Below are 25,875 nucleotides of genomic sequence, written 5' to 3'. Positions count from 1 at the left end.
TTTGTCACTCAGTGCGGTTAGACCGGGTTGGGCCGGGAAAGAAGGGTGTTGGTGCGCTTCTCGAAGGCGGCCCATCCATCAGCTGCCTTATCGCGTCCAAGGAGGACGTTCTGTACGTTTTCCGCGAAGTAGGTCTGCCAGTCGGAGCCCGAGCCGCTGAACCAGGACTCGGGATCGTAAGCAATGACATCCGCGGCATTGGCGTAATGCGCTTGCGGCTTGAGGTCCTTGTAGGCCTGGGACTGGACCACGGGCTGATAAGCAGGAATGTGTCCTGCTTCTGCCCACGAGAGTGATCCCTTGAGGATGTCGCTGACGAACTTATAGACGTCCCGGCGCTTCTGTTCGTCCAGGTTCAGCTGCCGTGGCAGGACGAAGGAATGTGAGTCGGCGTATGCAGCCGCTGTGCCATAGAGGCTGGGGATGGTTGCGGCGTCCACCGGGAGGCCTGCCTTCTTCATTGTCGGCAGCTCCCAGACACCGCTGAACAGCATTCCGGAGCCGCCGCGGGCGAATTCCGCGATGCCGGTACTGATATCGCCGCTCTTGGCCGCGATGGTGTCATCGAAAAGCGATGCCATGAATTCCAATGACTCTATGGCGGCGTCACGGTCAACCTTCATCGGCTGGCCGGGTGTCAGTTCCATGTCCGCGCCGTGCTGTTTGTAGAGCGTGTAGAAAAGCCGCCACATCTGGGACCCACTGCCCAAATAGCCAAAGGACAACCCGTGGGCTTGGGTAACCTTTTGCATCTCCTTGGCCATGGCGATGAACTCCTGCGGGGACTTCACTTCCTGCAGCTGTCCATTGCCGGCCAGGACACCGGCTTTGCCTGCCACGTCCGTGTTGTAGAACATGATGAACGGATGTGAATCCAGGGCGATGGAGAACACCTTGCCGTTCTGCTGGCTTTTGTCCCAGATCCTGGGCGCAAAGTTGTCGGCCGTGACGCCGTTCTCCGACAGCAGGTTCAGGTCCCATGGATCGATCAGTCCACCGGGCGCATAACCTGGGACCCTGCTGGCGTGCATGATGGCCAGTTGCGGCGGCCGGCCGCCGGCCGATGCCATGGCGAGCTTGGTGTAGTAGGGCGGCCCCCATGCGAGGACGGTCGGGTGCACCTTAAACCCGGGGTTGCCCTCATTGGCTTTGCTGATCAAGGCCTGCATCTTTATGCCGTCGCCGCCGGACAGGAGATGCCAGAACTGGATGTCCCTGGGAGCTGCGGCGGAGGCGTTTCCACCGCATCCTGCCAAGGCGCCAGCAGCGAAGACACTGCCCAGTGCTGCGGTTCCTGACAGTAGCTGCCGCCTGGACAGCTGCCTGCCTGCGAAAAAATCAAACTGCTTCACCCGTCACTCCTTTGGATGGGTCCGCTGAAAGTCATTTCGTGCCTCAACCCTTGCCTGCAGGGATCCCCCCATTGCAGCCCCGCAAGCTCAGGTGTGACGCAGGCAACACGTTACATCGTTGTAATAGCCGCCGCAATGAAATTTTGTTAGCGTTCGCAAAGTGACGTGCCGGTCTCAATTAGGGCCGCATGGGGCCCAACCATGGCTCCAGCGCTAGGGGCCGGTGCTCTCCCGCTCCACGATTTCGTAATCAACGGTGACCACCCGCTGCGGGCCCTCACGGTTGCCCATGCGTTCGGTGAGGAGACGCAGGGCCTCACGGGCCACTTGGCGCTTGTTGAAGGAAACGGTCGTCAGTGCAGGCACGGCATACTTCGCGTGGCCAATGTCGTCGAATCCGGCTACGGCAACATCATCGGGAACCCTGATGCCGCGTTTCCACAGCACGCTAAGGGCGCCAAGGGCCATGGAATCCGTGAAACAGAAAAGTGCCTCGGGAACGGGGTTTGAATCGAGGTACGCGGACAGTGCCCTGGCGGCCGCATCCGGGCTCCACTTTTCGCACGGGATAATCAACGAGTCATCCCACGCCATGCCCAGTTCCTCAAGCGCCGTCTGGTAGCCACGGGTGCGCAGGACGGCCGCCGCAGAGCCCCGGCGCCCGGGGGCGCCCAAGACCGCTATACGCCGTCTTCCCGTCCTGCCAAGCGCCAGCGTCATGTCGCGGGCCGCGGCCACGCTGTCCACCCATACGCGGTCGGCCAGTTTCTGCGACACTTCCCCGAGCAGGACCACTGGCGGGAGCGAAACGCCCACTTTGACGGCGCTCTCGTCCAGCACAACCGGGTTGAGGATGAGCCCGTCAATCAGATTTGACCGGGCCCGCGACATCAGCTCATATTCGCGGGCGGGATCAGAACCGGTCTCTTCGAGCTGCACACTCCACCCCTGCTCGTGGGCTACCTCCACGACGCTGTGCGTTAATTCGGCAGAGTAGGCGGTGGCCAGGTCCGGCAGCGCCAACGCGATGACGCCGGACCTGCCATTGCGCAGTCCCCGGGCAGAAAGATTGGGAACGTAATCCAGTTCCGCCATGGCCTGCTCCACCCTGGAGCGGGTGGGACCACTGACGGGGACTATGCCGTTCATGACATTCGAGACGGTCTTTGGCGAAACCCCTGCGAGACGCGCTACGTCCTTGACCGTTGCGCGCAAAGGCGCCCCCTTGCTCCCGGAGTGGCTTTGGTGAAGATTTTACCCGGCGCCCCGGGCATCAGCGTTCGCGCTGGTGGTCTCCCGCCACGGTTTTGGCAGCCTCGACTTCCAGCATGAGCTTGCCGTCCTCTTCCACGAGGCTGGGCTGGTAGACGTGGGGTTTGCGCTTGTAGCTCAGGTAGGCGATGCACCCGTTCGCCGAGGCCATCTTCTCGAGCATGATTTCAGAACCGGGAACCAGCAACTCCCCCAGGGTGCGGCCCGTCGTGTTCTCCTGGCCGGCTTCATCGCCCAAGGCGGTGGTGTCCCGCTGCTGGACCACCTGTGCCGCGTTCACCCACCGGCCCCAGACGCCCTTGCCTTCCAGCAGGGACGGCTCCTGGCCAAGCGGGAGGGTCGCGGCAAAGTAGCGGGTGTCGAACCTGCGGTGCGCAAAGTCCGGGCTACGCCAGTTGACCAGCGATTTGAGCAGGTCGGTGCGCAGGGAGAGGCCGCGCTTTCCCAACACCTGGGCAAGCGTCTTCTCCTGGTCTGCCACGGCTACCCGGGCCCGCATCCACTCCGACGTTGATGTGGCCTCGACGGTGTTCGACATATCCGGACCGGCCAACAGCACGCCTGTTTCTTCGAACAGTTCACGGATGGCGCCCACCACGTGGCGGCGCGCCAGCCCGACGTCGTCCGTTCCCATCTGCTCAGCCCAATGCTGCGGTGAGGGGCCCAACCAGCCCATGGGCTCGTCGTCGGCCGGGTCCAGGGACCCGCCGGGGAAGGCGAGGACCCCCAGCGGGGAAGAGCCGGGCCGGTAGCCCAGCCATGTCTCCAGCCCAGTGGGTGAATCCCGGAGGAGGACAACGGATGAGGCGAAGCGCGCGGCCCTGGGGGTGCGCTCGCCGTGTTCGAGCCAGCTTTGCGCTGCCCCTTCAAGATCCTGGGGCAGTGCAAAAAGGCGTCGTGCGAGGTGAGGCAAGGGAAGTGTCCGGTCTTAGCTGAATTCGGCGATCAGCTCGACCTCTACAGGAGAGTCGAGCGGAAGAACGGCAACGCCGACGGCGGAACGCGCATGCTGCCCGGCGTCACCAAGGACGCGGCCCAGCAGTTCCGACGCGCCGTTGACGACGGCGGGCTGGCCGGTGAACGAGGGGTCCGAGGAGACGAATCCCACAACCTTGACGATGCGGGTAATCCGATCCAGGTCCCCGATGACGCTCTTGACGGCGGCAAGGGCATTCACGGCGCAGATGGCTGCGTACTTCTGGGCGTCCTCGGGAGAGACAGTGGGCTCGTCGGCGAACCCTTCGGTGCCTGCGGACACCTTGCCCGTAGCTTCGAGTTTGCCGTTGATGAACGGCAGCTGGCCCGAGGTGTAGACGTGGCTGCCGGATACCACAGCGGGAACGTAGGAAGCCACGGGAGCGGCCACTTCGGGGAGGGTAATGCCAAGTTCCGCGAGACGCTGCTCGACGGCGGATGCGGGCGCTGGGGCCGCGCTGGACTGGGCTTCTGCGGGGGTGCTCATGCTACTGCTTCTCCCTCTTGAGATAGGCGACAAGGCCGTTGCCGTCAGGTCCCGGGACTACCTGGACGAGCTCCCAGCCGTCCTCTCCCCACTGGTCCAGGATCTGTTTTGTGGCGTGGATAATGAGCGGAATCGTCGCGTACTCCCATTTGGTCATGAGAGAAAGCGTAGCCCTTGCCGGTAAAGTGGAAAACATGGCGACTCGCAACAACCCCTTATTCGACACTGCCACCACACTGGGTAAGATTCTTCTCTTCCTTGGCGTGAGCGCAATTTGCGGTGTCCTCGTGGCGGGCCTGCTGGTCCCTGCCGCTGCCGTCTCAGGCAGCGCTGCAAGCGGTTCCATCGACTTCTTCGACTCCCTTCCCGCAGAGCTGAAGGTCGATCCGCCCAGCCAGACCACGCGGATCCTGGCTGCGGACGGCAGCGAGATTGCCAGTGTCTACACGGAGAACCGCACCAAGGTTCCGCTGGACCAGATTTCTCCGAACATGAAGAACGCCATCATTGCGGTGGAGGACAGTCGGTTCTACGAGCACGGCGGCGTGGATACCACCGGCATCCTCCGTGCACTGGTCAGCACTGTCCGCGGCAACAAGCAGGGTGCGTCCACCATCACGCAGCAGTACGTCAACAACGTGCTTAACGCCAACCTCGCGGCCGCCGGCGAAGAAGACCAGATCAAGCTCAACGGCGTCAACAAGGGCGTGGGCGACAAGCTCCGCGAAATGAAGCTCGCCATCGCATTGGAGAAGGAGTTCAGCAAGGACCAGATCCTTGAGGGCTACCTGAACATCGTTTTCTTCAACCGGGACGCGTACGGCATCGAAGCCGCCTCCCGCTATTTCTTCAGCACCACTGCGAAGGACCTGACCCTTCCGCAGGCAGCCCTGTTGGCCGGCCTGGTGAACAGCCCCTCGGCTTTTGACCCCATCACCAATCCGGAGAAGTCCAAGCAGCGCCGCGACCTGGTGCTGGGACTGATGAAGGACCAGGGCAAGATCACCCCTGAGGAGTACCAGGCCGCTGTGGCCACCCCGGTGGAGCCCAAGGTAACCCAGCCCAAGCAGGGCTGTGCGTATGCGGCCTCTGCCCCCTACTTCTGCGACTACATCCTGCACTTGCTGGAGAACAACCCGGCCTATGGTGCGGACAAAGAGGAACGGCAGCACGTCATCTATCGCGGCGGCCTGACCATCACCACCACTCTGGACCCCAACGCGCAGGCCACCGCACAGGAGCAGGTGAATGCTGCGGCCGGGGCCAACCCGGACAAGTGGGGCGCCTCCATGGTGTCGGTGCAGCCCGGCACCGGCAAAATCATCTCGATGGCCCAGAACACTACGTTCCTGCCCGGCCAGGGCTTCGATTCCCAGTTGAACTTCAACGTGGACAAGCTGGACAAGGACGGCAACGACCTTAACGGCATGGGCGGTGCGCAGCCTGGTTCCACCATGAAGCCGTTCACCTTCGCGGAGTGGCTGAATGAAGGCAAGACCATGAACACTATGGTCAACGCGGCCCAGCGCGTCTACCCCATCGGCTACCCGTGGAAAAACACCTGCGGCAAAGTACAGGGCGCCTACAGCACCGCCCAGAAGAACGCCGGCTTGGATGCCACGGACGACCTGCAGAACGCGGAGCCGCAGTGGTACAAGCCGCTGACCGTCCTGGAGGGCCTCTACAACTCCATCAACACCGTCACGTTTGCTTCAGCGGCGCAGTTGGACTTCTGTGGAATCCAGAAGATCGTTGATGCGGTTGGACTCCACAGTGGTTTGCCTTCGGCCGATGGCAGTGAACCGAATCCCAAGGTGAACATGATGACCCTTGGAAACCTGCTGGGTTCCACTCAGACCTCACCGCTGACCATGGCCAGCGCCTTCGCCACGTTCGCGAACGACGGCAAGTACTGTGAACCGATCGCCATCACCTCGGTTGTCGACGCCACGGGCAAGCAGTTGCCGGCACAATCCAGCAGTTGCCGCGATGCCATCAAGCCGGAGGTTGCCCGCGGAGTCAACTATGCGCTGGAGCAGGTTCTCAACAAGGGGTCAGGTTCGCTGATTCGGCCCCGGATTTCCACCACCACGGCCTTCCCCATCGGCGCCAAGACCGGTACTTCCAACAACAACGGGTCCACCTGGGTTGTTGGCCACACCACCGGCCTCGCTACCGCCGCCTGGTTCGGCGATCCCTTGGGCGCCCAGGACCGCGCCGGGCAGAACATCACGGTAAACGGTAAGTTCTACCAGGGCATTGACGGCTACATGATCGCGGGCCCCATGTTCTCCAGCTACATGGCCAAGATTGCTCCGGCCTATGGGACCAACCCGTTCCCTGCCCCGCCGAGCAACATGATCAACGGCACAACCACTACCTCGCCTTCGCCTGGCAGGACCACTCCCCAGACCACCCAGGCTCCCGTTCCGGCCCCGCAGGCAACGCAGGCTCCTGCCACGCAGGCGCCGGCGCCCGCCCCGACCAGCAATGGCAACGGAAACGGCAACAACGGCAAAGGAAACGGCTAACCGCATATGAGCATCGATAGCCTGGCAAGCCGCGCCCGTTCAATCGGGCGCGGCTTTGCCGTCACTGCCGGTGCCGGGGCGGCCGCCGGCGTTGCCGCATTCGGTTACGGCCTGTGGGAGAAGAACCAGTTCGTCCTCCGGGAAGAGAGCCTGGCCATCCTCCCGCCCGGCCGCGAACCGTTCCGCATTCTGCACCTCAGCGACATCCATTTCGTGCCCGGGCAGCGGAAGAAAGCCGAGTGGCTGGGCTCCTTGGCGGACCTCCGGCCGGACCTGGTGGTCAACACCGGGGACAACCTCAGCCACGTCAAGGCAGTGGACCCGCTTCTGGAGGCCCTGAAGCCGCTCCTGCAGTTCCCCGGCGTCTTTGTCCCCGGCTCCAACGACTACTTCGCGCCCAGCCCCAAGAACCCGGCGTCGTATTTACTGGGGCCGTCCAAGGTGAAGCCGAAGCCGGTTGCCCTGGATTGGCCGCGCCTGCGTTCAGGCTTCGGCATGAACGGCTGGGTGGACCTGACCAACCGCAACCAGTCACTGGTGCTCAACGGCATGCGCTTTGACTTCTCAGGGGTCGACGATCCGCACCTGAAGCGGGAGCGGTACGCGGGCTGGCCCCGCGGAACGGTCAGCCAGAATGCCAAAGACCACCTCAAGGTGGCTGTCATCCACGCCCCTTACCAGCGGGTACTGGACCACTTCACCGAAAGTGGTGCGGACCTCCTGCTGGCGGGCCACACTCACGGCGGCCAGCTGTGCATCCCCGGCTATGGCGCCATCATCTCCAACTGCGATCTTCCCACCTGGCGCGCCAAAGGCCTCAACGATTGGTCAAGCAACGGAAGTACGACGCCGGTCAACGTCTCCGGCGGCATCGGCACCTCGCGCTTCGCTCCGGTAAGGATCGCCTGCAAACCCGAAGCCGTCCTGCTGACCCTCACCTCCCCCAGCTGACCCGTTGCTCTATCAGGTATGGTCCCCAAAAGAGGGTTTTGGGGACCATACCTGATAGGGCATCCGCATTACGGACTGCAATAACTGCGGAAGCAGCTGGCGGCCATCACAATCCCTGTGAAGCGGCTCACGGCATGGCATAGGGTTGCTGCTAGAGGAAACTACATTCGTTTTATAGCTTGAGAAGCGGGCATGGCCAAGCAGACTCCCTTTTTCCGATCCATCAGCCGTCTTTATCCCCACGTCCGGCCCATCATCCCAAGGCTCGTGCTGGGGCTGCTCTGCGCACTGATGGCCAGCATCGTTGCGCTGACCATCCCACAAGTACTGCGGGTCTTGGTGAACACCGCCCTGCAGCCCGGAGGTGCCCCGGAGGCAGTCTGGACTTCAGCCGGCATCATCCTGGTCCTGGGCATCGCGGAAGCCGGACTGGTGGCGCTGCGGCGGCAGTTCGTCATCAACCCTGCCACCACGGTGGAAACGCGGATGCGGGTGTCCCTCTACGACCACCTGCAGGAACTCACCGTTTCGTTCCACGACCGCTGGGGCTCCGGCCAACTGTTGTCCCGGGCCATGACAGACCTGAACTTCCTGCGCCGTTGGATGGCCTTCGGCGCCATCATGCTGGTGGTCACCAGCCTCACCGTAATCATCGGCATCGTTGCGATGTTCGCCATGAGCTGGCAGCTGGCCCTGATCTTCCTTGCCGCCGCCGTTCCCATCACCATCAACAGCTTCCGGTTCCGCACCAGGTTCAGCAAGGTTGCCCGGCGCAGCCAGGACCAGGCCGGCGACCTCGCCACCACGGTGGAGGAATCCGTCCACGGCATCCGGGTCCTCAAGGCCTTCGGGCGCAGCCGGGAAGCCCTGGAAAACTTCAACGAGCAGGCCGAGGAACTGCGCCAGACCGAGATCGAAAAGGCGCGCCACCAGGCAACTTTCACCATGGTGGTCACCCTGCTTCCCGAACTGGCACTGGGCGCCGGGCTGGTGGTGGGCGTCATGCTGTGCGCCACCGGCCAACTGAGCATTGGCGCGCTGGTTGCGTTCTTCGCCACCGCGGCAGTCATTGCCTCACCCGTGGAATTCTCCGGGATGCTGTTGGCCATGGCACTTACGGCCAAGACCGCCGTCGACCGCCACTACGAAGTGATGGACACGCAAAACACCATCACCAGCCCTGCCCAGCCCCGTCGTCCGGGGGAACTGGCCGGTGCGCTGCGCTTCACCAACGCAACCTTCGCCTTCGAGGACGCGCCGGACAAGCCCATCCTCAAGGACATCAGCCTGGACATCCGCCCCGGCGAAACCATGGCCCTGGTGGGGATCACCGGCAGCGGCAAGAGCGCGCTGATCCAGTTGGTGCCGCGTCTCTACGACGTCACCACCGGCGCCATAACTATCGACGGCGTGGACATCCGGGACTTCGACGTGGAGGAACTGCGCAGGGTTGTCGGGGTGGCGTTTGAGGACACCACACTCTTTTCCAACTCCGTCAGGGACAACGTCCTGTTGGGCGCCCCGGTCCGGACGGAGGAGGTCCTGGACGAAGCACTGGACGTGGCCCAGGCCCACTTCGCCTACTCGCTGCCCGAAGGTGTGGACACCCTGATCGGCGAGGAAGGGCTGAGCCTGTCCGGTGGCCAGCGGCAGCGGATTGCCTTGGCGCGCGCCATCGCCGCACACCCGCGCGTGCTGGTCCTGGACGATCCCCTGTCCGCCCTGGACGTGCACACCGAGGAACTCGTTGAAGCCCGCCTCCGCGAAGGGCTGAAGGACACCACCACCTTGATCGTGGCCCACCGCCCTTCCACGGTGGCCCTCGCGGACCGTGTGGCGCTGCTCGAGGACGGCCGGATCACGGCCGTCGGGACGCACACCGAACTGCTGGCGCACAACCAGCACTACCGCTACGTCATCGCCAGCCTGGACCGCGAACCGCGGGACCTGGACTCCGAATTGTCGGCGCTTGAGGACCAGGCCGAGGAAGTGACCCGATGAGCACCGCTACCTTCGGCACCGCAAATGAGGACAATGCCCTCCTCAGCAAGAGCGACAGCAGGGCAGTACGACGGCGGTCACTCTCCTTGCTGGGATCCCTGATCCGTCCGGTGCGGGTACGGTTCTGGCTGACCATCGCCATGGTGGTCCTTTCGCAGGCCGCACGCGTTGCCGGCCCGGCGCTGATCGCCTTCGGCATCGACCACGCGCTTCCCGCGCTCCGGGCCGGCGACAACCTCCCGCTGGTGTTCACCGGTGTCGCCTACCTGCTGGCAGCCATTGCGACGGCGGGACTCACCGCCCTGTACGTCACCTCCACGGCGCGGCTCAGCCAGGCGATGCTGCTGGACCTGCGCGTGCGCGTCTTCCGGCATACCCAGCGCCTCAGCCTGGAGTTCCACGAAAAGTACACCTCCGGCAGAATCATCGCCAGGCAGACCTCTGACCTGGAGGCGCTGCGCGAACTGCTGGACTCCGGCGTCAGCTCCCTGGCCTCGGGCATGCTATTCATGGCTTTCACCGCGATCACCATCTTTGCCCTCGACTGGCGGAGCGGTTTGTTGGTACTGGCTGCCGGTGTGCCCATGTTTTTCCTGTCCCGCTGGTACCAGAAGCACTCGCAGATCGCCTTCCGCGAGTCCCGCGTTGTCTCCGCCAGGCTGATCGTTCATTTCGTGGAGACCATGACCGGCATCCGCGCCGTCAAGGCCTTCCGCAAGGAAAACGAAAACTCCGAGCGCTACGGGAAGCTTGCCGAAGACTACCGGCTGGTCACTGTCCGCTCCATCAACCTCAACGGCATCTTCCAGCCGGGGCTGGTGCTGATCGGCAATGTCTGCGTGGCAGTTGTCCTGCTCTTTGGCGGCTTCCGGGTGCTGGGCGGCGACCTGGCTGTGGGCGTGCTCCTGGCCCTGATCCTTTCCACCAAGCGGTTCTTCCAGCCGGTGGACCAAATGGCCATGTTCTACAACTCGTTCCAGAGCGCGCAGGCGGCCCTGGAAAAAGTCTCCGGGCTGCTCGAGGAGGTGCCCACGGTCCGGCCACCCAAGAACCCGGTTGCCCTGACCAGCGCCACCGGGCGGATCGACTTCAACGACGTCGAGTTCCGCTATGGGAACGGCCCAGTGGTGGTCCCCCGCCTGGACCTGCACATCCCGGCCGGGCAGACCGTGGCGCTGGTGGGCCAGACGGGCGCCGGCAAATCGACCCTGGCGAAACTCATCGCCCGGTTCTACGACGTCACATCGGGCACGCTCACCTTGGACGGTGTGGACCTCCGCGATCTGGCCACGTCCGACCTCCGCCGGAACATCGTCATGGTCACGCAGGAGGCCTTCCTGTTCAGTGGCTCGGTGGCGGACAACATCGCTTTGGGCCGGCCCGAAGCCTCACGGGCGGAAATCGAGGAAGCCGCCAAGGCGGTTGGTGCACACGAGTTCATCCTTGAACTTCCCGAAGGCTACGACACGGACGTCAACAAGCGCGGCGGCAGGGTCTCCTCCGGTCAGCGGCAATTGATCAGCTTCGCCCGGGCTTTCCTGGCCCGGCCGGCGGTACTGATCCTGGACGAGGCCACCTCCTCGCTGGATATCCCGTCCGAACGGCTGGTACAGGCCGGACTGGCCCGGCTGCTGGCCGGCACGGAGGCTGCACGCAGGACTGCGCTGATCATCGCCCACCGCCTGTCCACGGTGGAGACGGCGGACCGTGTCCTGGTGGTGCATGACGGCCGTATCGTGGAAGACGGGACGCCTGAAGAACTGATCGGCGGCGGTGGACGCTTTGCCGACCTGCACGGGGCGTGGAAGGATTCCTTGGTCTAGCTGCGCGGCCTGCTCTCCCGAGCCCAGCTTTCTGCTGGTCCTGCTTTGGGGGTCGGGCACCGGATTTCGCATCGGGGCCGGGAATCGGCTATCCTTGTAAAGTTGCTTTTGCAGCGGATCGGGATGTAGCGCAGCTTGGTAGCGCGCTTCGTTCGGGACGAAGAGGTCGCAGGTTCAAATCCTGTCATCCCGACCATAACGAAAAGAGGGTCTCCTAACGGAGGCCCTCTTTTCGCATCTCGAAAGGGTTGCGAAGTCCTCGCCGCGCCGGCTCCTGCCTGAACCAGCTCCCGACCTTAAAAGGAACAGCCCCGGAGCTGTTGCTCCGGGGCTGTCCTCGCCTCCTGTTGTGAGGAAGCTATTTATGCGGGGTCAGGCCAGTTGCCTACATAAGTGACGACGGTTGTGTCGGTGGTAGTGGTCTTCTTGCCCTTCACCTTTGCGGAGGCGGGATCAGGCCAGTTACCAACAGCTACCGACACACCCGAATTGTCGGCGACGGAACCTGAAGCCAGGACGGCCGGAGCCGCCGCAGAAAAAGCCAGGGCCCCAGCCAAGGCGGCCGCAGTTGCGATCTTCTTCAACATATAAGTTCCTCAATACGAGTCGGATTCGTTACAAAGCCAGCACTGTCCTTGTTGACACACATTGTAAAATATTTTCCACAGGGCCTGTCAAGCATTCGGCGGGCCAAGTGTCCAGAAGGAGGAAACGCGTGGGCAACGGGTTCGGAGAGAAACTCCGCGCGGAGCGCCTTGAGCGTGGACTGACGCAGGCCGAACTGGGCAAGGACCTGTATTCACCCAGTTACATCTCACTGCTCGAGACGGGCCGGCGTGAACCGACGGCTGAAGTCATTGAAGAACTGGCCCGCAGGCTGGAGTTGGCACCCAAGGCGCTTGAGGCTTGGAGCCAACCTATTTCTGTCAGCGACGCTGAATACGTGCTTGCCGGCCTCTATGCGCGCCAGGCCTGGGACCTTCGCGACTATCCCCTCGCGGCGAGTCATGCTGCCACCGCCGCCAAGATCGCCCTTGAAGGACGTAACACCAGCGCCTGGTGGAACATGACCTATATGCAGGCCGAATGCCTCATCAAACAGGGCAACTGGCGCGAAGCCCAGAAGATCATGGAGCACCTGCTGGAACACCCTATGGCAAGGGAATCCGCGGGACTGGCTGTGCGGGCGCACCAAATGCTTGCAGGCATCTATCAGGGGCAAGGCCAGCTAAGCCTTGCAGTCGACCAGGGGATCCAGGCCGTAGATCTCTGCAGGCAGCTCCCCAAGGGATCCACTCTTATCGTTAACGCCCATCACGCCCTCATCGGCGCTCTTGCCGAAAGTGGGCGGCTCGATGAGGCGTGGAAGTACTGCCTGGCCATGATCGATCACGTGGACGAGCTTTCCATGACCCAACTCGCGGGCGAAGTAGCCTGGGTTGTGGGAAACGTTGCCTTCATGCGGCATGACTATGCAGAAGGCGTCAAGCACCATGAGCGCGCGGCCCGCCTGCTGTCTCCCGCCAATGACATCGGCCTTTGGGCCCGGTTCAACAAGGCATCCGCCGCCGTGAGGCTTTCCTCGGGGATCGTTGAACCAGAAACCCTGTCAGCGATTGAGCGCGCCGAACTGGCGTTGTCCATCGTGGGCGGCAACAAGTCCGACCAGCTGGAGGTTGCCTTCATTCGCGCCCGCTGGCTGTATCTGACCGGCGACATCGTTGCCGCCGTCGAGAAGCTGCGCGAAATCCACGCCGAGCGGGAACACCTCGCAAAGCACACAGCCGGCGAAGTTTCCCTGCTCTTGGGCAAATCACTCAAGGCCGCAGGCGATACCGACGAAGCGCTGGTGCACCTCGAGGAAGCCCAAAAGGCCTTTGCCGCGGCCGGCGCACAGGACCGGGTCCAGCAGGCCTTGGACGCGATCCTGGAAATAAAGCTCGCACAAAAACGAGCGGCAGCCGCCGCCAAAGCCAGCTAGCAGCTAAGCCACCAATAAAAAAGCCAGGTAAACCCCGCGCACTGCGGGGCTTACCTGGCTTTGGGCTTACCTGGCTGTTCGGCCAGCTAGGAGAACGTCTTTCCCGTGATCTTCTCGTACGCCTCGACGTACCGGCTGCGGGTACGCTCCACCACATCGGCGGGAAGTGCCGGCGGCGGGGTGTCGGAGGACTTGTCCCAACCGGACTCGGCCGAGGTCAGCCAGTCCCGCACGTACTGCTTGTCGTAGGACGGCTGCGCCTGGCCGGGCTTGTACGTGGTGGCGTCCCAGAACCGCGAGGAATCCGGCGTCAGTACCTCGTCGCCCAGCGTGATGGACCCGGAGACGGCGTCGTACCCGAATTCAACCTTGGTATCGGCCAGGATGATGCCGCGCTCCCGGGCGATCTTCTCCGCCGTCGTGTAGATCTTCAGCGTCAGCTCGCTCAGGCGGGCGGCGATGTCGTCGCCCACCAGTGCCACCACGGCGTCGTAGGTGATGTTCTCGTCGTGCTCGCCGATCAAAGCCTTCGCCGACGGGGTGAAGATGGCGTGCTCCAGCCGCGAGCCGTCCACCAGCCCCTCGGGCAGCGGGATGTTGCACACCGTGCCGGAGGCCTTGTACTCCAGCAGCCCCGAACCGGTGAGGTAGCCGCGGGCGATGCATTCCACTGGGAACATGTCCAGCTTCTTGCAGATCATGGCCCGGCCCTCAACCTCGGCGGGGACGCCGTCCTCCACGGTGGAACCGAGCACGTGGTGCTCAACGCCCAACTGGTCGAACCACCAGAGGCTCAGCTGGGTGAGGATGCGCCCCTTGTCCGGGATTTCGCTGGACAGCACGTGGTCGTAGGCGCTGATGCGGTCGCTGGCCACCACCAGCACACAGTCCTGGCCCACGCGCTGCAGAATGGACGGGTCGGCGGGCTCGTAGAGGTCGCGGACCTTGCCGGAGTAGATGTGCTTCCAGCCCGGCAGGTCCAGGGTTGCGGTGGCGTAGCCGCGGTTCTCCGATGTGTCAGTCATGTCAGGCCTTTGCTTTCACGATGGGCATTGAACCGGTGGCGCCGTAGGGAACCTTGATTTCTCCGCGCGCAGCCTTGCGGGCGATGTCGCTGCGGAACTGCGAGCCTTCCAGCTGGACCAGCTCCACGCCGTCGTACGCCTTTTCGCGCGCCTCCACGAGGTCGTTGCCCAGGGCGACGACGGCCAGGACGCGGCCGCCGGCGGAAACCACTTTGCCTTCCTCGTCCAGGGCGGTTCCGGCATGGATGACGTGCACGCCTTCCAGCGCTTCCACCTTTTTGAGCCCGCGGATCCGGTCCCCGGTGCGCGGCTTGTCCGGGTAGTTTTCCGAGGCGACGACGACGGCGACAGCAGTTTCCTTGGACCAGCGAAGCTCCTCTGCCTTGTCCAGTTCGCCCTTGGCAGCTGCCATGAGCAGGGCGCCGAGGGGCGTCTTGAGCCGGGCGAGAACCGCCTGCGTCTCGGGGTCGCCGAAACGGACGTTGAATTCGATGACGCGGGTGCCGCGTGAGGTGAGGGCCAGGCCGACGAACAGCACGCCGACAAACGGGGTGCCGCGGCGGGCCATCTCGTTGACAGTGGGCTGGGCTACCCGGTCCAGGACTTCCTGGACCAGGCCTTCGGGAGCCCACTCCAGCGGGGTATAGGCGCCCATGCCCCCTGTGTTGGGGCCTTCGTCGTTGTCGAAGATGCGCTTGAAATCCTGCGCCGGTGAAAGGGCGACGGTGTTTTGGCCGTCGCAGAGCACGAACAGGGAAACTTCGGGGCCGTCAAGGAACTCCTCGATGACCACGGATCCGCCGGCGTCGAAGCAGGACTGGGCGTGGGCCAGGGCCTCGTCGCGGTTCCTGGTGACCACCACGCCCTTGCCGGCGGCGAGGCCGTCGTCCTTCACCACGTAGGGGGCGCCGAAGGTGTCCAGTGCGGATGCGGCTTCCTCGGCGTTGGCCGCCACCATGGCCATGGCCGTGGGTACGCCGGCCTCTGCCATGACTTCCTTGGCAAAAGCCTTTGAGGCCTCCAGCTGGGCGGCAGCTTTGCTGGGCCCGAAGACGGGGATGCCGGCTTCGCGCACGGCGTCGGAGACGCCTGCGGCGAGCGGAGCCTCAGGGCCCACCACCACGAGGTCCACGGCCAGCCGTGTGGCCAGCTCCGCAACGGCCTGGGGATCGTTGCCGTTGATGTTGTAGGTAGGGACCAGCTTGCTGATGCCGGCATTGCCGGGCGCCGCATGGACCTCGGACACGTTGGGATCGGCAAGCAGGGAGCGGACAATGGCGTGTTCGCGGCCTCCAGGGCCAATGACGAGTACCTTCACAGTCTCCAAGGGTACTTTGTGCACCCTTCCCGCTCCTAAGCTGTGACCTCGCCTGCCCGGCCGTCAATCCGTACCCCTGCCCGCTCCGAACCATACACATGACAACGCTTCGAAACCGGAAAACCGGCCCCGCCGCCATGGCCGCTTTGGCAGGCGTGGTGGCGGCCGCCGTCGTCCTTGCCGTTGCGGAGCTGATTGGCGCATTCTTTACCGCCAGGGCAACCCCGCTGTTTGCCCTGGGGTCCACTTTCATCGACTTCACGCCGCCCTGGCTGAAGGACTTTGCCATCGCCACGTTCGGCACCAACGACAAGGCCGCCCTGTTCGTGGGCATGGGCCTGACCATCGCGGTGCTTGCCTGCATTCTTGGCGTGGTGGCCTACCGGAAGTGGGCGCTGGGGGTCCTTGGGGTGCTGTTCATGGGCGCCGTGATCGTGGCCTGCGTGGTGAGCCGTGCCGGGGTCGGTGCCGCGGACGCCATTCCCTCGGTGCTGGGGACGGTCGCCGGGCTGGTGGTCCTGCGCCGCCTGCTGGTGCCGTTGTGGGGGATGAAGGAATGGCCCGAAGCGCCGGCGGATGCAGCGCACGACGGCGACACGCGCCACGGCGGCGAAGGCACCAGCCGCCGGGGTTTCTTCACCGCCGCAGGCATCACCGCGGTGGCCGCCGGGATCGCGGCCACCGGCGGCCGGCTCCTGGGTGCCGCGCGCAACAACGTGGCCCAGGCCAGGGAGGCCCTCCGGCTTCCGGCACCGGCCAAGGCGGCAGCGCCAGTACCCGCCGGCGTCCAGTCCCCCGTTCAGGGCGTTACCCCCTGGCTGACGCCGAACAATGAGTTCTACCGCATCGACACGGCCCTGAGTGTTCCGGAAATCAACGTCAACGACTGGGAACTGCGCGTGCACGGGCTGGTGGAGCAGGAAGTGACGCTCACCTTCCAGGACCTGCTGGATGCCCAACTGATCGAATCACATGTCACCCTCACCTGCGTCTCCAACCCGGTGGGCGGCAACCTGGCCGGCAACGCAAAGTGGCTGGGCCTTCCCATCCGCGAGGTCCTGGCCCGGGCCAAGCCCAAGGACGGCGCGGACATGGTGCTGTCCACCTCTATCGACGGCTTCAGCGCCTCCACACCCCTGGAGGTCCTGCAGGACGACCGCGACGCCATCCTGGCCATCGGCATGAACGGCGAACCCCTTCCGCTGGAGCACGGCTATCCCGTGCGGATGGTGGTCCCAGGGCTTTACGGATTCGTCTCCGCCACGAAGTGGGTGGTTGACCTGGAAGTGACCCGCTTTGCCGACAACAAGGCCTACTGGACCAACCGCGGCTGGTCCGAGCGCGGCCCCATCAAGACCATGGCGCGGGTGGAGGTGCCCAAGTCCTTTGCAAAGGTACCGGCAGGAAAGGTCGCCGTGGGTGGTACCGCCTGGGCACAGACGCGCGGCATCACCAAGGTGGAGATCCAGATTGATAACGCGGATTGGGTGGAAACCACCCTTTCCACCGAAGCCTCCACCATCACCTGGCGCCAGTGGTCCTACGAATGGGACGCCACGCCCGGCCCGCACTACATCAAGGTCCGGGCCACCGACGGCAACGGCGAGGTACAGACGGACAAGCGCGCCGATCCGGTTCCTGACGGCGCCTCCGGCTGGCAGTCGGTGATGGTGACCGTGCAGTAGATGGTCACCCTGCAGCAGTGGGTCCCCGTGAGGTAGCAGTCTGGCCCATAGACTGGCGGTATGCCGCATAATCCGCATGCCACTTTCACCGTGGACTCCGCCGTCGAACTGGCCGTGATCGAACGCAGCGGCTTTGTGGAGTCGCGGCACATCGGTTCCGCCGTCCTTCTGTCCGCCGACGGGTCGGTGGTCACCGAGCTTGGCGATATCAACACCCCCATCTTCGCCCGTTCCACGTTGAAGCCGTTCCAGGCGCTGGCGTCCATGCAGTCCGGGGTCCCACTGCGCGGCGCCCAGGTGGCCATCGCCTGCGGGAGCCATACAGGTTCGCTGGACCACATGGACGTGGTAGCGGGCATGCTGAAGGCCGCCGGCGTCCGTGAAGACCAGCTGCAATGCCCGGAAGCCTGGCCCCAGGATGAAACAGCCCGCAATTGGCTGGTGCGCTCGGAGAAGGGGAAGTCGCGGCTGGCCTACAACTGTTCAGGGAAGCACGCCGCTTTCCTTTGGGCCTGCACCGAAAACGGGTGGGACACGCACAGCTACCTGGAGCCCAACCACCCGCTTCAGCAGCGGGTCCGCACGGTCATCGAGGAATACACCGGCGAGCAGATAGCGCACCTGGGCATCGACGGCTGCGGTGCGCCCGTGGCAGCCGTTTCCCTGAAGGGGCTGGCCAAGGCGTACTCGCAGCTGGCCAAGGCCCCAGGGGACCAAAGCTTCAGCGCCAGGGCGGCCACCATTGCCACCTCGATGCTCGATTACCCATGGGCCGTGCAGGGCCGCGGCGAGGCCAACACCCTGGTGATGGACGAGCTCGAGATCATCGCCAAGATCGGAGCCGAGGGCGTCCTGGCCATGGCCACGCCCCAGGGCGTTTCCGTTGCCGTCAAGATCCTCGACGGGAACGTCCGCGCCACCTCACTCGTGGCCCTGACACTTCTGGCGGCAGCGGGGGCGGTAGAAATTCCGGGCGTTGCCAGTGCCCTGGACAGGGTGGTGGAGCCGGTGCTTGGTGGCGGCCGTCCGGTGGGCAAGATCCGTCTGGGCCCGGCGGTTTCCGCGCTCCTGGACTGACGCCGCATTTCCAGACCGACACTAAAGGAAAGACTGAAAGCATGGCCGTAGCCCGCCGTCGTATAGACGTCCAGGAAGGCAAAGCAGCACTGAAGGCATGGCTGGAAGCCACCCAGACGCCGTCGGACGCTTCCGTGCCGCGCACTGTCCTGGCCACCGCCGTGAGGTACTCGCTGGAGGAAGTGACCGCCCGCGCCCCGGGCAACTCTGTTGAGGTGCGCGTGCCGCCCTTTGGCGTCACGCAGTGCGTGGAAGGCCCGCGGCACACGCGCGGCACCCCGCCCAATGTTATCGAGTGCGACGCCGGCACTTGGCTTGCGATGGTGACGGGACAGGAGCGCTGGGCGGACGCAGTCTCTGCCGGCAAGGTGGCAGCGTCAGGGCTGCGCGCGGACTTGTCGGCGCTGCTGCCCCTCTAGCAGCCCCGCGCACCCCCTGCCTCTGCCGCGTCGCCTTACCCGCGGCCGATGAAGGGCATGCCCGCGGCGGTGACCACCACTGAGCCAACACTGGCCGTGGCGGGCATGTTGGCCATCATCAGCACCGCACGCGCCGCGTCCTTCACGGGGAACATCGGCTCCACCTTGCGGCTGCCGTCCGCCTGGAGCGCCCCCGAGCCGACGCCGATGGTGTCCATGATCTCGGTGGCCGTATTGCCAATATCGATCTGCCCGCACGTGATGCCATAGCCGCGCCCGTCCAGCTCAATGCTCTTGGTCAAGCCGGTCATGGCGTGCTTGGTGACCGTGTACGCAACGGTCCGGGGCCGGGGCGAATGGGCCGAGATGGAGCCGTTGTTGATGATCCGCCCGCCCTGCGGGCGCTGCGCCTTCATGGTGCGGACGGCGGCCGCCGCGCACAACATGGACCCGGTGAGGTTCACGGCCAGGGTGGCGTTCCAGTCCGCCAGGCTGATCTCGTCCACGCCCGCTGCGGGCCCGAACACGCCGGCGTTGTTGAACAGGACGTCCACGCGGCCCCACTTTTGGCGGGCCGCGTCGAAAAGGCATTCGACGTCGTCGGGCCGGGTAACGTCGCAGGGCACCACGAGCGCGTCCGGATGATTGTCCGCCGTCTCCTTCAACTGCGCCTCGCGGCGGCCGGCCAGCACTACGCGGTAGCCATCGGCCAGCATTTGCCTGGCAACCTCCCGGCCGATGCCGGAGCCGGCCCCGGTAACGACGGCGACGCGGGCAGTGGGAGGGGGCGTATCCATTCTGTCTCCTGGCTTAGGGCTGCGCCGGTACAGCCGGCTTGTTCAGCGGCCAGCCTATGACGGTCTTGGGCCGCGGCGCAGCGAAGGTCCGCACCTTGGAGGTGGAGAGGCGCATCCGGACCAGGGATTCGGCGATGGTCACCGCGGAAGCCACGCCGTCCACGACGGGTACGCCTGCCCGCTGGCGGATCTGCTCGTCCAGCCCGGCCATGCCGCCGCAGCCGAGCACAATGACCTCGGCCTTGTCCTGGGTGACCGCAAGCATGGCCTGGTTGACGATAGCTTCCACGGCCCGCTCCGGCTCTTCCTCGAGTTCCAGCACCGCCATGCCGCTGGCCCGCACGGAAGCGCATCTCGCATCCAGTCCGGCCAGCTTCAGCCGGTCCTCGATGAGCGGAACCGTCCGGTCCAGGGTGGTGACCACCGAGTACTTGTGCCCCAGGAACATGGCGGTGCTGGCCGCGGCCTCGGTGATGTCCACCACCGGCACGTCCAGCAACTCCTGGAGGCCTTCGCGGCCATGCTCACCATAGCCTGCCTGGACAACGGCGTCGAAGGGCTCCGGGTAGGACGTCACGGCGTCCATGACGGCGATGGCGGCCAGGTAGCTTTCGAAGTTGCCCTCACAGGAGTCGGCCCCGAACCTCGGGGTGATACCGACGATCTCCGTGCCGGGACCGGCTACACTCCGCGCCGAGGCGGCGATGGAGTCGGTCATCGACGAGGTGGTGTTTACGTTCGCAACGAGTATGCGCATGGGGAAGGTCCTTTGGTGCTGCGGGTCCCTGTGGGCCGCTTGCTGGTGGGGCTCAGTGGGTACTGACGACGGCGATTGCCTCACCGTCGTGGTCTTCGAGCCTCTGGTTGCGGTCGGCGATGAAGAAGTAGAGCGTGGCGGCAATGCCTGCTGCAAAGAACCAGGCGAACGGGGCTGCCGCAGCCAGTCCAGGCACGAAAGCGATGAGCAGGGCCAGGACGGCGGCGGGAACCATGGCAATGATGGCGCGGGGGTTGACGCCCTTTTTGTAGAAGTACGCGCCGTCAGGGGATGCCGTGTAGAGCTGCGGCACGTTGACCTTGCCGCGCCGGATCAGCCAGTAGTCGGCCATGACAACACCGAACAGCGGGCCGAGCAGCGCACCGAGTCCACCCAGGAAGTACACGATGACCAGCGGGTTGTTGTAGAGGTTCCAGGGCAGGATGACCAGGCCGATCGTCGCCGAGACCATGGCCGCCTTGCGGAAGTTCAGCCGCTTGGGGAACAGGTTGGTCAGCGCGTAAACGGGGGCCACGAAGTTGGCCATCAGGTTCACGGCGATGGTCAGGATCAGCAGGGCGAGGCAGGCCAGGACCAGGAAGAGCGTATTGGGGATGGTCTGGACGATGTCCGAGGGGCTCTTGATGATGGTGCCGTTGATTTTGAACTGGCCGCCGGCCATGACCACTACGATGGCGCCGAAGACCTGCATGTTGATGGGGATGCCCCAGAAGTTGCCGCGCACCACGGCCTTCCTGGAGACCGCCGAGCGGGTGAAGTCGCAGAAGTTCAGGACGAAGGTGCCGTAGATGGACACCCACAGGGCGCCACCGGCGAAGATGGTGAGCCACATTTCCGGCCCTTCCAGCGCCTTGTTGGAGGACCAGGCGATGCTTCCGCCGGCTTCGACGAAGATCCAGATGGCCATGGCGGCCATGGTGGCAAGGATGACGGGGCCGGCGAAGGCTTCATACTTACGGATCATTTCCATGCCGAAGCTGACGATCACCAGCTGGACCACCCAGAGGGTCACGAATGCCATCCAGCCCAGGGTGGACAGGCCCAGGATGGAGTCTTTGTCCATGTCCACCAAGGCCGGGAACATGGCTACGAGCATTACGCGGAACACCACGGATGCGAGGTAGGTCTGGATGCCGAACCAGGCCACTGCCACGGCCCCGCGGAGGAGGCTGGCAATCTGGGCTCCCCTGATGCCGAAGCTGATGCGGCTCATGACGGGGAAAGGAACACCGGTTTTGACGCCCATGAAGCCGGACAGCGTCAGGAGGCCGAACAGCAGCGCGGCACCGATGCCGAGGGCCAGCAGGATCTGCCACCCGCCCAGCCCCAGCGCGAACAGGCCAATGGCGAAGGCGTAGTTGCCCAGGCTGTGCACGTCGTTGGCCCAAAGGGTGAAGATGCTGTAGCTGGTCCAGCTCCGGCCGGCTCGTTTGGTGGGGGCAAGATCGGAGTTGTACAGGGAAGGGCTGATGCTCGTGCCCGAAGCTGCGCTTGCTGATTCGCAGAGGGCTTCAACGCTTCCGGGGGTGTGTGCTGCGGGGGCTGACGACGCTGTCAGGCCCTGCTCAGCAGCAGCGCCCGCCGTGGGAGGGGTTTGCATAGGGGTCTCAATTCTTTAGAGGATTCCGGGTGGTGAGGCCGACCGGGGAGTCGCTTCTGTTATTCCACCTAGCGGAAATGAGATATTGAATAGTGAAATAATGGTCTGACCCAGGTCACTGACGGTCAAGCGCCAGGAGTGCTTCAGGCCGGTCACAATCCGTCGCCTCGCTTCCATGAGCGCCATTGGGCGGTGGTGGCGGTTGTCACGTTGACCCAGGACGCCTCGCTCACTAATCTCGTCTAGCAATAATGTTTTCTCACATTCCGAAAACATGAGCCGAAGCATTCAAAGATGAAAAGAGGCTGCCGTGGCTGCAGGAGAAGATACCTCCCATATCCTCAGCGGGTTGACTAACCAGCTGCCTGATCGTGATCCGGAAGAGACTGCCGAGTGGGTTGAGTCCCTGGATGCGTTGATCAGGGAACAGGGTACCGAGCGTGCCCAATACATCATGCGGAGCCTGCTGCAGCGCGCGGGCGCGCAGAGCGTGGGTGTGCCGATGGTGACCACCACCGATTACGTGAACACCATCCCGGTGGACCAGGAAGCGCAGTTCCCGGGCAACGAGGAATACGAGCGCCGCTACCGGGCGTACATGCGCTGGAACGCCGCGGTCATGGTGCACCGGGCGCAGCGGCCCGACATCGGCGTCGGCGGCCACATCTCCACCTACGCCGGGGCCGCGACCCTGTACGAGGTCGGGTTCAACCACTTCTTCCGCGGCAAGGACCACCCCGGCGGCGGGGACCAGGTCTTCTTCCAGGGCCACGCCTCCCCCGGCATGTACGCCCGCGCTTTCATGGAAGGCCGCCTCTCCGAGGAGGACCTGGACGGGTTCCGGCAGGAAAAGTCCCGCGAGGGCCACGCCCTGTCCTCCTACCCGCACCCGCGGTTGATGCCGCACTTCTGGGAATTCCCCACCGTGTCCATGGGCATCGGGCCGATGAACGCGATCTACCAGGCCCAGAACAACCGCTACCTGCACAACCGGGGCCTGAAAGACACCTCCGACCAGCAGGTCTGGGCGTTCCTGGGCGACGGGGAAATGGACGAACCCGAATCCCGCGGCCTGCTCCAGCTCGCCGCGAACGAGAACCTGGACAACCTGAACTTCGTGATCAACTGCAACCTCCAGCGCCTGGACGGCCCGGTCCGGGGCAACGGCAAGATCATGCAGGAACTCGAAGCGTTCTTCCGCGGCGCGGGCTGGAACGTGATCAAGGTCGTCTGGGGCCGGGAATGGGATGACCTGCTCACCCGCGACACCGACGGGTCCCTGGTGAAGATCATGAACGAGACCGTCGACGGGGACTACCAGACCTACAAGGCCGAATCCGGCGGGTTCGTCCGCGAACACTTCTTCGGCAAAACCCCGCAGACCAAAGACCTCGTCGCGGACCTGTCCGATGACCAGATCTGGAACCTCAAACGCGGCGGCCACGACTACCGCAAGGTCTACGCCGCCTACAAAGCCGCCACCGAATTCAAGGGCAAACCCACCGTCATCCTCGCCCACACCGTCAAGGGCTACGGCCTCGGCCCCCACTTCGAAGGCCGCAACGCCACCCACCAGATGAAGAAGCTGACCATCGGGGATCTCAAGGAGTTCAGGGACTACCTGCGCATTCCCATTTCCGATGAACAGCTCGATGCCGATCCCTACCGTCCTCCCTACTACCACCCGGGATTCGATGCGCCCGAGATTGCCTATCTCCTCGAACGCCGGAGGGCGCTGGGCGGGTCTGTTCCTGAGCGCCGTGGAGCTCATCAGGCTGTGGAGCTTCCGGATGCCAAGTCCTACGAGGTTGCCAAGCGCGGTTCAGGCAAGCAGATGGCCGCCACCACGATGTCATTTGTGCGCCTGCTCAAGGATTTGCTCCGGGACAAGAAGTTCGGGAACCGCATTGTGCCCATCGTTCCGGATGAGTCCCGCACTTTTGGCATGGATGCTTTCTTCCCTACGGCGAAGATCTATAGCCCTGCCGGCCAGAACTACCTGTCGGTGGACCGTGACCTGGTCCTGGCCTACAAGGAGTCCCCCGCGGGCCAGCTGATCCACCCCGGCATCAACGAAGCCGGCGCCGTGGCAGCATTCACCGCCGCCGGAACCTCCTACGCCACCCACGGCATCCCCCTGGTTCCGGTCTACGTGTTCTACTCCATGTTCGGCTTCCAGCGCACCGGCGACGCCTTCTGGGCCGCCGCGGACCAAATGACCCGCGGCTTCATCATCGGCGCCACCGCAGGACGGACCACCCTCACCGGCGAAGGCCTCCAGCACGCCGACGGCCACTCCCCCCTGCTGGCCTCCACCAACCCCGCCGTGCTCACCTACGACCCCGCCTACGGCTACGAAATCGGACACATCGTCCGCGCCGGCCTGGAACGGATGTACGGGGAAAACTCCACGGACAAGAACGTCATGTACTACCTCACGGTGTACAACGAACCCATCATCCAGCCCGCAGAGCCGGAGAACCTCGACGTCGAAGGCGTCATCAAGGGCATCTACCTGCTCGCCCCGGCAAAGATCGACGGTCCCCGCACCCAGATCCTCGCCTCCGGCGTCTCCGTCCCCTGGGCCCTCGAAGCCCAGCGCGTGCTGGCCGATGACTGGAACGTCTCCGCCGACGTCTGGTCCGTGACCTCCTGGAACGAACTCCGACGCGACGGCCTCGCCGCCGAAGAAGAAGCCTTCCTCAACCCCGGCCAACCCGCCCGCGTCCCGTTCGTCACCCAGCAACTCGAAGGAGCCACCGGCCCCATCGTCGCCGTGTCCGACTACATGAAAGCCGTCCCCGACCAGATCCGGCAATTCGTCCCCAACGAATACGCCACCCTCGGCGCCGACGGCTTCGGCTTCTCCGACACCCGAGCAGCAGCACGCCGCTACTTCAAAAACGACACCCACTCCATCGTGGTGAAAGTGCTGCAAATGCTCGGGGCGAGGGGTGAAGTTGAGGAGGGCGCGCCGTCGTACGCCATGGACCGCTACAAGCTCCTGGACGTCAACGCCGGCACCACCGGCGGGGCGGGCGGAGACGCCTGATAATCACCGGCAGCAGCAGTCGGGGCAGTTTCCGGGGGGGGGGAGGCTGCCCCGACCGCTTTGGCATTGGCTAGGGTGCAGCTATGAAGAACACGGACGCGCCCGGACCCGCAGGCCCGACTGGCCACGGGGTGACTGGCGTCGTCCTTGCGGCCGGAGCGGGCACCCGCCTGGGACTGGGACCGAAGGCCCTGCTGCCCTACCGGGGCCGGCCGCTGGTGGAGTCCGTCGCCAACGCACTGCTCGACGGTGGCTGCCGGGAAGTGGTGGTGGTCCTAGGGGCAGGAGCGTCTGAAGTCCAGTCGGCAGCCAGCCTCGACCGCTTCCGCGTAGTGGACAACGCGGAATGGCAGACGGGCATGGGCAGCTCATTCCTACTCGGAAACCAAGCCGCGGATCCCGGAAGCCACCTTTTGATAGCGCTTGTGGACCAGCCCGGACTGACCCCCGAAACAGTGGCACGGTTGCTGGCCCGGCACCGTCAGGGGAGGATAACCGCCGCCGCGTACCGCCGTCGTGATTCCAGCGACGGCGGTCAGGCGGCATTGCGCCGCGGGCATCCCCTGCTCATTGACGCATCCCTGCGGGATGCCGTGTGCGCAACGGTGACGGGCGACGCCGGGGCACGCGGCTTCCTGCGCTCCCACCCGGATCTGGTGGACGAAGTGGACTGCAGCGACCAATCCAGCGGCGAGGACGTCGATACGCCGGACCAACTGGGCCTTCTCCGCTAACGCCCGGTACTCCAGAA

Annotated in this window: 21 protein-coding genes and 1 tRNA gene; 11 read left to right on the top strand and 11 right to left on the bottom strand. The window is 64.5% G+C overall.

The window, feature by feature from the left end; all coding sequences use genetic code 11:
* Nucleotides 1-17 precede the first annotated feature (17 nt).
* From FBY30_RS09445 to FBY30_RS09425, 5 genes are all read right to left on the bottom strand, one after another.
* Entirely contained in the window at nucleotides 18-1,352 is a 1,335-nt protein-coding gene (locus tag FBY30_RS09445) for an extracellular solute-binding protein (RefSeq protein WP_142132646.1), read from the bottom strand.
* Nucleotides 1,353-1,565: 213 nt separating this feature from the next.
* Nucleotides 1,566-2,567: a LacI family DNA-binding transcriptional regulator gene (locus tag FBY30_RS09440; protein ID WP_142132645.1), complete on the bottom strand. Its 1,002-nt coding sequence runs from the start codon at nucleotides 2,565-2,567 to the stop codon at nucleotides 1,566-1,568.
* Between the two features lie 58 nt (nucleotides 2,568-2,625).
* Nucleotides 2,626-3,537, bottom strand: a complete 912-nt coding sequence (locus tag FBY30_RS09435) for an NUDIX hydrolase (RefSeq protein WP_142132644.1) — start codon at nucleotides 3,535-3,537, stop codon at nucleotides 2,626-2,628.
* Nucleotides 3,538-3,552: 15 nt separating this feature from the next.
* The gene (locus FBY30_RS09430; protein ID WP_142132643.1) at nucleotides 3,553-4,086 is read right to left on the bottom strand and encodes a RidA family protein; all 534 of its coding nucleotides are present in this window, start codon (nucleotides 4,084-4,086) and stop codon (nucleotides 3,553-3,555) included.
* A 1-nt stretch (nucleotide 4,087) separates the two neighbouring features.
* Nucleotides 4,088-4,243: a DUF4177 domain-containing protein gene (locus tag FBY30_RS09425; protein WP_009359196.1), complete on the bottom strand. Its 156-nt coding sequence runs from the start codon at nucleotides 4,241-4,243 to the stop codon at nucleotides 4,088-4,090.
* 37 nt (nucleotides 4,244-4,280) lie between these two features.
* Here FBY30_RS09425 and FBY30_RS09420 point away from each other — a divergent pair, with 37 nt between their 5' ends.
* The 5 genes from FBY30_RS09420 (at nucleotide 4,281) to FBY30_RS09400 (ending at nucleotide 11,588) form a co-directional block, all read left to right on the top strand.
* Nucleotides 4,281-6,617 (top strand): transglycosylase domain-containing protein, encoded by a 2,337-nt coding sequence (locus FBY30_RS09420; protein ID WP_142132642.1) that lies wholly within the window; start codon nucleotides 4,281-4,283, stop codon nucleotides 6,615-6,617.
* Nucleotides 6,618-6,623: 6 nt separating this feature from the next.
* Nucleotides 6,624-7,568 (top strand): metallophosphoesterase, encoded by a 945-nt coding sequence (locus FBY30_RS09415; RefSeq protein WP_142132641.1) that lies wholly within the window; start codon nucleotides 6,624-6,626, stop codon nucleotides 7,566-7,568.
* A gap of 192 nt (nucleotides 7,569-7,760) precedes the next feature.
* The gene (locus FBY30_RS09410; RefSeq protein ID WP_142132640.1) at nucleotides 7,761-9,569 is read left to right on the top strand and encodes an ABC transporter ATP-binding protein; all 1,809 of its coding nucleotides are present in this window, start codon (nucleotides 7,761-7,763) and stop codon (nucleotides 9,567-9,569) included.
* Nucleotides 9,566-11,392: an ABC transporter ATP-binding protein gene (locus FBY30_RS09405; RefSeq protein ID WP_142132639.1), complete on the top strand. Its 1,827-nt coding sequence runs from the start codon at nucleotides 9,566-9,568 to the stop codon at nucleotides 11,390-11,392. The genes FBY30_RS09410 and FBY30_RS09405 overlap by 4 nt, the downstream gene beginning before the upstream one ends.
* Before the next feature lie 119 nt (nucleotides 11,393-11,511).
* Nucleotides 11,512-11,588, top strand: a tRNA-Pro gene (locus tag FBY30_RS09400).
* Between the two features lie 166 nt (nucleotides 11,589-11,754).
* Here the strand turns inward: FBY30_RS09400 and FBY30_RS09395 are convergent.
* The gene (locus FBY30_RS09395) at nucleotides 11,755-11,979 is read right to left on the bottom strand and encodes a hypothetical protein (RefSeq protein ID WP_142132638.1); all 225 of its coding nucleotides are present in this window, start codon (nucleotides 11,977-11,979) and stop codon (nucleotides 11,755-11,757) included.
* Between the two features lie 128 nt (nucleotides 11,980-12,107).
* Here FBY30_RS09395 and FBY30_RS09390 point away from each other — a divergent pair, with 128 nt between their 5' ends.
* Entirely contained in the window at nucleotides 12,108-13,373 is a 1,266-nt protein-coding gene (locus FBY30_RS09390; protein ID WP_142132637.1) for a helix-turn-helix domain-containing protein, read from the top strand.
* Nucleotides 13,374-13,459: 86 nt separating this feature from the next.
* On the opposite strand, the gene FBY30_RS09385 is transcribed toward FBY30_RS09390, so the two are convergent.
* Together FBY30_RS09385 and purD are read right to left on the bottom strand one after the other, a co-directional pair.
* The gene (locus FBY30_RS09385) at nucleotides 13,460-14,398 is read right to left on the bottom strand and encodes a phosphoribosylaminoimidazolesuccinocarboxamide synthase (RefSeq protein ID WP_142132636.1); all 939 of its coding nucleotides are present in this window, start codon (nucleotides 14,396-14,398) and stop codon (nucleotides 13,460-13,462) included.
* A gap of 1 nt (nucleotide 14,399) precedes the next feature.
* On the bottom strand, nucleotides 14,400-15,716 hold the full coding sequence (gene purD, locus FBY30_RS09380; RefSeq protein WP_142135074.1) for a phosphoribosylamine--glycine ligase: 1,317 nt from the start codon (nucleotides 15,714-15,716) through the stop codon (nucleotides 14,400-14,402).
* Between the two features lie 98 nt (nucleotides 15,717-15,814).
* On the opposite strand from purD, the gene FBY30_RS09375 reads away from it, so the two are divergent.
* From FBY30_RS09375 to FBY30_RS09365, 3 genes are read left to right on the top strand one after another with little or no spacing between them, the layout of a single operon-like run.
* Complete coding sequence (locus FBY30_RS09375; protein WP_142132635.1) at nucleotides 15,815-17,401, top strand: molybdopterin-dependent oxidoreductase; 1,587 nt, start codon at nucleotides 15,815-15,817, stop codon at nucleotides 17,399-17,401.
* A 60-nt stretch (nucleotides 17,402-17,461) separates the two neighbouring features.
* Nucleotides 17,462-18,478: an asparaginase gene (locus tag FBY30_RS09370; protein WP_142132634.1), complete on the top strand. Its 1,017-nt coding sequence runs from the start codon at nucleotides 17,462-17,464 to the stop codon at nucleotides 18,476-18,478.
* Between the two features lie 41 nt (nucleotides 18,479-18,519).
* Nucleotides 18,520-18,897 (top strand): sterol carrier family protein, encoded by a 378-nt coding sequence (locus FBY30_RS09365; RefSeq protein WP_142132633.1) that lies wholly within the window; start codon nucleotides 18,520-18,522, stop codon nucleotides 18,895-18,897.
* Between the two features lie 35 nt (nucleotides 18,898-18,932).
* Here the strand turns inward: FBY30_RS09365 and FBY30_RS09360 are convergent, their stop codons facing one another.
* From FBY30_RS09360 to FBY30_RS09350, 3 genes are read right to left on the bottom strand one after another with little or no spacing between them, the layout of a single operon-like run.
* Complete coding sequence (locus FBY30_RS09360) at nucleotides 18,933-19,694, bottom strand: SDR family oxidoreductase (RefSeq protein ID WP_142132632.1); 762 nt, start codon at nucleotides 19,692-19,694, stop codon at nucleotides 18,933-18,935.
* Between the two features lie 13 nt (nucleotides 19,695-19,707).
* Nucleotides 19,708-20,451, bottom strand: coding sequence for an aspartate/glutamate racemase family protein (locus FBY30_RS09355; RefSeq protein ID WP_142132631.1), 744 nt, complete (start codon nucleotides 20,449-20,451; stop codon nucleotides 19,708-19,710).
* 52 nt (nucleotides 20,452-20,503) lie between these two features.
* The gene (locus FBY30_RS09350; protein ID WP_142132630.1) at nucleotides 20,504-22,072 is read right to left on the bottom strand and encodes an NCS1 family nucleobase:cation symporter-1; all 1,569 of its coding nucleotides are present in this window, start codon (nucleotides 22,070-22,072) and stop codon (nucleotides 20,504-20,506) included.
* A gap of 310 nt (nucleotides 22,073-22,382) precedes the next feature.
* Here FBY30_RS09350 and aceE point away from each other — a divergent pair, with 310 nt between their 5' ends.
* Both aceE and nboR read left to right on the top strand, forming a co-directional pair.
* On the top strand, nucleotides 22,383-25,124 hold the full coding sequence (gene aceE / locus FBY30_RS09345) for a pyruvate dehydrogenase (acetyl-transferring), homodimeric type (RefSeq protein WP_142132629.1): 2,742 nt from the start codon (nucleotides 22,383-22,385) through the stop codon (nucleotides 25,122-25,124).
* An 83-nt stretch (nucleotides 25,125-25,207) separates the two neighbouring features.
* Nucleotides 25,208-25,858, top strand: coding sequence for a nicotine blue oxidoreductase (gene nboR, locus FBY30_RS09340; RefSeq protein WP_142132628.1), 651 nt, complete (start codon nucleotides 25,208-25,210; stop codon nucleotides 25,856-25,858).
* The last annotated feature ends 17 nt before the right edge of the window (nucleotides 25,859-25,875 follow it).

The sequence above is a fragment of the Arthrobacter sp. SLBN-83 genome (genome assembly GCF_006715285.1).
In the GTDB taxonomy this organism is placed as follows: domain Bacteria; phylum Actinomycetota; class Actinomycetes; order Actinomycetales; family Micrococcaceae; genus Arthrobacter.
The sequence above is the reverse complement of the archived record's forward strand: the minus strand, read 5'-3'. Positions and strand labels throughout refer to the sequence as shown.